Source organism: Spirulina sp. 06S082, from assembly GCF_034932145.1.
Taxonomy (GTDB): Bacteria; Cyanobacteriota; Cyanobacteriia; order Cyanobacteriales; family Spirulinaceae; genus CCY15215.
This window is the reverse complement of sequence record NZ_JAYGHV010000202.1, coordinates 1-6,627: the sequence shown is the minus strand read 5'-3', so window position 1 is coordinate 6,627 and position 6,627 is coordinate 1. Positions and strand designations below refer to the sequence as shown.

The window sequence follows — 6,627 nt, the reverse complement described above, 5'->3', positions numbered from 1 at the left end:
CGATCGCGATCGCGCCAACCCAGCGTTTAAAAAATCTTAATTGCATTCCTCTCTGTTGCCGATTCCCCAAAAAAACTAAACAGTTTCTTCTCTAACTCGCGCGATAATCCAGTCAAAGGTACTAAGAACTGGCTCTAACGCCTCTTCATTCGGCAATGTTGACAAGTGAATATTGGGCAACCGCTTTTCACTGGGATCGATGGGTAATGCCAAACCAATTGAACTCAAACGATTTCGCAATTCATTCCATTCTTCCTCCTCATCAAAAGGAGACAAAGCTGCATAAACATCAGACACAATTTGAATCGTGCCATCAATGCCAACAAAGAATAATTCTGTCAGACCATTGGCAGTGGTAAACCTAGCACCAAATCCGCCATAAGTATCCCCTGTTGCCCATTGCAGATGGAGATGAGGAATTTCATTGACCCAATCATAGATCTCGCGGACTAGCGCCGCTTCATCCTCACCATAGCGAGCCAGATATTCAGAGAAAAAGGAATTTTCCTCCCAGCGTCGTCGTCGTTCGCGAGTTGTACTGGATTTTTTCTGACGCGCCTCCACAGTTTGCCCGATCGCCCGAGAAACGAGAGTTTTCATGCCATGTTCCGGACTAATGTACTGCTTGATTTCCACAGCCAAAACTTCTGCCGGATCCATTTGCTTATTGAGAAATTCCACCACCCGTTGTACTTCCGGTGGAATGCGATTGGCAACAAAGATCAAGCGAATTTTTCCCGCTTGTAGATTCGTTTTGACCCGTTGCCAAAACTCCCTCTCGTCGATGTCCGTGCCGAGAAAATCCTCAAAAACTTGCTCAGGATCGCGATTTTGACGGCGACAGTTAATTTCAAACTGTTCCACAATTGACTCAACCGGCCAATATACGGCAGCATTTGCAGCATAGTCGAGCATTTGCCCGATGGTTTCCTTGCGAATGTCATCCTCATCATCAGGCTGAACTTCGACAAGGGTAGGAATTCCCTTGCGATCCAGAAAAAGATGATTGAGAGACCAACGTTCAATGCGAATATCTTCCGTCGGAATGCTGCCCGTGCGCTTGACAATCAGCCAGTCTGGCCCAACAGCGTCGTCAGGGCGATCGAGTCCTAACAAGTTGGGATATTTATCGAGCAATTCTTGTAGCAATGCTTCCGAATCGTAAGGCCGTTCATTCATGGCGACCAAGTGATAGTCTCCCTGAATGAGATAAATACCTCCACTCACAGCAATCTCTCCCTTTTTCAATGATCGATAGGTCGATTGGACAAAGAACAATGCGATGGTCCCGTCCCTCGACCTCAATTATCAATTATCAATGACGAAATGGGGAATAGAGTTTAGGAAACTGTCAAATTTATTCCCGATCTTCATATTTGCCCCTAAAAACTGCTTCTGCGGGTCCGGTCATATAAACGCGCCCATTTTCCGCCGACCAGTGGATATCTAAACATCCTCCTGGAAGTTCGACGGTGGTTTGCCGATCGCATTTCCCGTTCAAAACTCCTGCGACTACTGTGGCACAGGCTCCCGTCCCGCAAGCGAGAGTCGCCCCCGCACCCCGTTCCCAAACCCGCATTTTTAGATAATTATGCTGAACAATTTCAATAAATTCCGTATTGGTTCGTTGGGGAAAAACGGGATGATGCTCGAATTGCGGACCGATTTCGGCGAGGGCGATCGCCTCGGCATCTTCGACAAAGGTAATGCAGTGGGGGTTGCCCATACTAACGCAAGTCACCGTCCAAATTTGTCCCCCCACTTCCAAAGGCTGCGCGATCGCTTTGCCATCGGCATCGGTTAAAGTTGTGGGAATCTCCTGCGCCAAAAGTTGTGGCAATCCCATATCCACCCTAACCCGTCCTTCTTCCTCAATTTGCGGGGAAATCGTCCCAGCCAGGGTGTGAATGCGATAAGAATGTCCTGGGGTTTCTCCCCCCTCCAATTCCGCCAGAAAACGCGCCAAACAGCGAATGCCATTGCCGCACATCTCCGGTTCCGAACCGTCGGAATTAAAGATCCGCATGGTATAATCCGTGTTTTCTCGTCCTGGAAGGGCAAAAATTACCCCATCCGCCCCAACCCCAAAATGGCGATCGCAGAGGGCGATGGCGCGATCGGGTGTAATGAGGGGTTCGGGAGTGTCGCGATTATCAATTAAGATAAAATCGTTGCCCAAACCGTGATACTTGGTAAACTCAATGGTCATCACAAAAATTGGGTCTGAAACCCCGTCCTACAAGGACGGCTTGACATTGACTACAAATCGATATACTTTTACGATATAGCGACAGGATTGGGCGAATGTACCTGACTCAAAAGAATCAAATTAAAGGATTGAGCAAGGCAGAATATGCAGCCTTGTGTGTCCTTTGCCGATTGAGCAAAAACCTCTACAATGTAGGGCTTTACTCTATAAGGCAATTCTTTTTTGCCGAAAAAAAGTATCTTCGCTACGAATCAAACTATCACACTTGCAAAGGAAATGAGAATTATCGGCTTTTGCATACCGATATTGCTCAACAAACCTTGAAAGTTTTTGAGGCAAAAATTGTCGGCTTTGTGTCAACGATATGGGATTGAATATCGAGAACAAGAAGAGTCTTATACTAGCAAGGCTAGCGCTCTCAATCGAGACCCAATTCCGACTTATCAAGCCAATAGCACCACCAAATATACTTTTAGTGGTCGGCGTGTTAAGCGTGGGTTGTACCGTTCTCAAGCTGGACTTGTAATTAATGCGGACTGTAATGGTGCGATTAATATTGGTCGTAAAAGTAAGCACGAAGGTTTTTCCAGAGTGTCTAGCGGGCTTTTGGCGAGTCCTTTAAGGATTTTTATCTCTTAAGAATCCTCTGCCTCTCTTGGTCGATGGCACTTGGCGAACTAAATTGTTCCGTGCCTCGACCGCTTTAGGCAGAGGAGTCGTCAAGGAGATTGTTCCTAAATTGCCGAATGGGTGCAGAAAAAAGAGCATTCCCACGGTGTCGATCAAAATCCATTGTTTCCTTAGCGACCTATGTTCTTGATAGAATTATGACTGAATTTGATACCGGATTGCCGAGCATTCGTCAGATTCAAGGCTTTGTCCGCGATAAACAAAACGTTGAATTCAAATTGGTAACGGGAGATGTCCTGATAGGTAAAGTTTTCTGGCAAGATGCCGATTGTATCTGTATTGAAACTGAATCGGGACAAGTGACCTTCTGGCGAAAAGCAATGGTTTATTACAAACTTAAGGAAGGATAAAGATTTTCCTTGCCTTCCTGAACAGAGTGCTATTCCTTATCCCCTTTATCGATTTATCCATGACTCAAAATTCCTTTCACAGACTCGGTTCTTTGCTTTCTGGGATTACTGCAGGAATTCTGGCTTGTGCTGCCCCAGTCCTTGCTTTAGACGTGCGGGTAAATCCGAGTAATCCCCAATTGGGCGATACCATTTCTGTTTTTATCGAAGTTGATAACCCCGGCGATCGCCCCCAAGTGACAATGGGCGATCGCGCTTTCCCCGCTTTTCCTCTTCGCAGCAACCTTTATCGCGCCTTTATTCCCACCACCCCCCTCGATCGCCCCGGTTCATTGAACATAAAAGTATCGGGAGATGGCGAAACGAGAAATCTTGCCTTGGCACTGCGCGATCGCTCCTTCAATACTCAGCGAATTCGAGTAAGCGGGGGGGGTAATGGTGCAACCCAAATAGAACTCGATCGGGTTGCGGCGTTTAAAGCCTTGGTCACTCCCGAAAAATTCTGGAATGGTCCGTTACTTAAACCCACTTCTGGGGGAGTCTCCACTGTATTTGGCGTTCTTCGTTACTACAATGGTGTTTTTGCCAACGATTATTACCATCGCGGGGTAGACTATGCAGCAGGGACGGGAACCCCCGTTATTGCCCCCGCCGCCGGACGCATTGCCCTTGTAGGACGAGAATCCCAGGGATTCAAAATTCACGGTAATACCGTCGGCATCGATCACGGACAGGGGGTTTTAAGTATCATGCTCCACCTGAGCCGTATCGATGTTCGCGAAGGAGAGATGGTTAGAGCCGGCCAGAGAATTGGTGCCGTCGGTTCCACCGGCTCCGCCACCGGGCCTCATCTTCACTGGGGTCTCTATGTCGATGGCGTGGCGATCGATCCCGTTCCGTGGCGATTTGAGGGACTAGAATAGGATTGCGATCGGCAGGGAGAGGCGGTAACTTGTTTGGTGATTGCCGCAATCAGTGACTAAACACTGAGAATAATCCAGGACAATAGGGATGGCTTTGATGGAAACCCAAGTTAGAGGCTCTGACGTTATGAGTATAGAAAAAATCGTAGAACAAGCTCTCAAAGATGGTTATTTAACACCAACAATGGAAGCAGAAGTGGGCCGGATCTGCGATACGGCCTCTGAATTATCGATCGAGGAATATATGGCTCTCGATCGCCTAATGGGTTCTTTGCTGACGGGAGAAGTGGTGGCGGTTCCGCGCAAACAGTTTATTAATGTTATGGAAGAACTGGTATTAAGCGAAACGATTACCCGCGTTGCCGAAATCGAAGCCAGCAGCGATTCATCTCTGGATGTGGGGGATATTGCGGCCTATGCTCTCAATCGCTTGCCTCCCCTCTATGCCACCACAGAGGAAGGAGCCAGTTTTCAACGCAAAAAAGCTAAAGAAGAATTGAAAGACCTACTCGCTGATAAAATTCAAGAGGCCATCTCCCGCTATTTGGAAAAACCCGAATACGGGGAAGGGCGACAAGAACTGAAGAATTCTTCCGGAGGAGAGGGGGTTCTCAAACAGGTTAGCAACCTACTCGGAGCCCACGCCCCTAACTACGAACAAGATTTGCCCAAAAAATAAATGGGTCTTCTTAATGGTGGGAACTTTCCGGAAAACAGGGGGTCTTGAGAGAAGGAAGGATAAATTAGTGTTCCTTTGAGAAACCCATGAGTCAGTCAATTTCCGCACATTGGTCAAAACATTGGTCAAAGATTGAGGCCGATCTCCCTCAAGCTCTGGTGTCTCTGGATAAAATACCGAACTACGATTTAATTTTACGCTGTCAAAGTGGCGCGAAGCCAGAACGCGCCGCTTTCACGGAACTTTTGCGTCGCTATCAGTCCCATGTAGAGAAAATTCTCTATCATCTCGCCCCGGATTGGCAAGATCGCTCGGACTTGGCTCAAGAGGTTTGGATTCGCGTCTATCGCAATATCGGCCGCCTCAAAGACCCTCTCAAGTTTAAGGGATGGTTGGGTCGTATTGCCACGAATTTGTTCTATGACGAACTTCGCAAGCGCAAGCGGGTGGCCTCGCCTTTATCTTTGGATGCGCCTCGTCATACGGGAGATGGGGAAATGCGCTGGGAACTCCCCTCAGATGCTCCCAGTCCCAATGATAATTTAAGCACCCGAGAGTTTTACGAGCAGTTGCAAGGGGCGATCGCGGATTTACCGGAAGCCTTTCGCACCACGATCGTACTCCGGGAAATTCAAGGACTGGCTTATGAGGAAATTGCCGAAATTACCGGGGTTTCTCTGGGGACGGTCAAATCGAGAATTGCCCGCGCCCGAGGCAAGTTACAAGAGCAATTACAGTCTTATCTCGATATTTAAAGGAATTTGAAAATCCGGTTAATTTCGAGGGTGCAATTTCTAGTGCAATCGCCTTATGATAGAATCTGCCAAAATTGATGACCCACCGCAAAAAAAAATAATGCTTGGGGAGGGAAACAATGATGAATAAATATGACCGGACTCCACAATCTGCTCGAGAAAATGCCGATCGCCCTAAAATTAATATGAAGGTGGAAATGACTGCGATGCAGCGCGATCGCTTTGAACTCCTCAGCGCTTATTTTGATGGGGAGGTCACGCCAAAGCAAAGCCAACAAGTTCAAGAATGGTTGGATAGCGATGCTGAGGTTCAATCTCTCTATCATAGATTACTCAAACTGCGTCAGGGTATCCAGGGTTTACCGATTCCTGCGGGGGCGCATTCCACGGAGGAAGTGACGGCTAATGTCTGGCAAACTCTCCAACGTCGTCGCCTGCGTCGGTTTGCCATTTTGGGTGGGGGCGCGATCGCCGCTACAATGGTCGCGGCGTTATCTCTCTTCCTACCGGGAAATTCGTCTTTTTCCCCTCGCTTTGCCCGCACGCCAGAATCTGAGCCTTCTTTCACGGCTGAGATACCCACGGAAAGTTTAACGATCGCCATCAATCGCCCAGCAGTGGCTATTCCCGTCGCTACCAATACTCTGATGATTCCGATCGATCGCCCTGTAGTGGCGATTCCGAAAGCGGCGATCGTTAAGTCTCAATAGTGAGAGAGGTCAAGGAAAAAATAATTGGCAAAAATTATTGTTTCCCTCTCCAGCATCCAGAGGCTAAAAAGCGACCCCCAAGTGCCTCGACGCGCTCTGGTGGCATCATAAGGTAAGCCCATGCCTGTCCTAAAGGCTTTCCAGAGGGGTTATAAAGAGAAATTTCCTGGCGTTGGTATTCATCGAAAAATTGGGTAGAAACCCCGTCCTATAAGGACGGCTTTATATTAGTTTCGCTACCGCCTTGGAGTTGTTTAATTAGGGTGCTTTTGTATTGCACTTTTAACAGGACAATTACTGTATCTAATTAA

General features: G+C 47.8%; 7 protein-coding genes and 1 pseudogene. 6 read left to right on the top strand and 2 right to left on the bottom strand.

Going from position 1 to position 6,627, the window contains the following annotated elements:
• Nucleotides 1–75 precede the first annotated feature (75 nt).
• Both VB714_RS14165 and dapF read right to left on the bottom strand, forming a co-directional pair.
• Entirely contained in the window at nucleotides 76–1,227 is a 1,152-nt protein-coding gene (locus VB714_RS14165) for a hypothetical protein (RefSeq protein ID WP_323225226.1), read from the bottom strand.
• 130 nt (nucleotides 1,228–1,357) lie between these two features.
• Nucleotides 1,358–2,209, bottom strand: a complete 852-nt coding sequence (dapF, locus tag VB714_RS14160; RefSeq protein WP_323225224.1) for a diaminopimelate epimerase — start codon at nucleotides 2,207–2,209, stop codon at nucleotides 1,358–1,360.
• A 95-nt stretch (nucleotides 2,210–2,304) separates the two neighbouring features.
• Here dapF and VB714_RS27455 point away from each other — a divergent pair.
• From VB714_RS27455 to VB714_RS14130, 6 genes and pseudogenes are all read left to right on the top strand, one after another.
• Nucleotides 2,305–2,848, top strand: a pseudogene (locus VB714_RS27455) (zinc ribbon domain-containing protein).
• Nucleotides 2,849–3,036: 188 nt separating this feature from the next.
• Nucleotides 3,037–3,249: an Hfq-related RNA-binding protein gene (locus VB714_RS14150; RefSeq protein ID WP_323225222.1), complete on the top strand. Its 213-nt coding sequence runs from the start codon at nucleotides 3,037–3,039 to the stop codon at nucleotides 3,247–3,249.
• Between the two features lie 59 nt (nucleotides 3,250–3,308).
• Nucleotides 3,309–4,172, top strand: a complete 864-nt coding sequence (locus VB714_RS14145; protein ID WP_323225221.1) for a M23 family metallopeptidase — start codon at nucleotides 3,309–3,311, stop codon at nucleotides 4,170–4,172.
• A 127-nt stretch (nucleotides 4,173–4,299) separates the two neighbouring features.
• Nucleotides 4,300–4,851, top strand: coding sequence for a late competence development ComFB family protein (locus VB714_RS14140; RefSeq protein WP_323225220.1), 552 nt, complete (start codon nucleotides 4,300–4,302; stop codon nucleotides 4,849–4,851).
• An 86-nt stretch (nucleotides 4,852–4,937) separates the two neighbouring features.
• Nucleotides 4,938–5,606 (top strand): sigma-70 family RNA polymerase sigma factor, encoded by a 669-nt coding sequence (locus VB714_RS14135; protein WP_323225218.1) that lies wholly within the window; start codon nucleotides 4,938–4,940, stop codon nucleotides 5,604–5,606.
• Nucleotides 5,607–5,725: 119 nt separating this feature from the next.
• Entirely contained in the window at nucleotides 5,726–6,316 is a 591-nt protein-coding gene (locus tag VB714_RS14130) for a hypothetical protein (protein ID WP_323225216.1), read from the top strand.
• The last annotated feature ends 311 nt before the right edge of the window (nucleotides 6,317–6,627 follow it).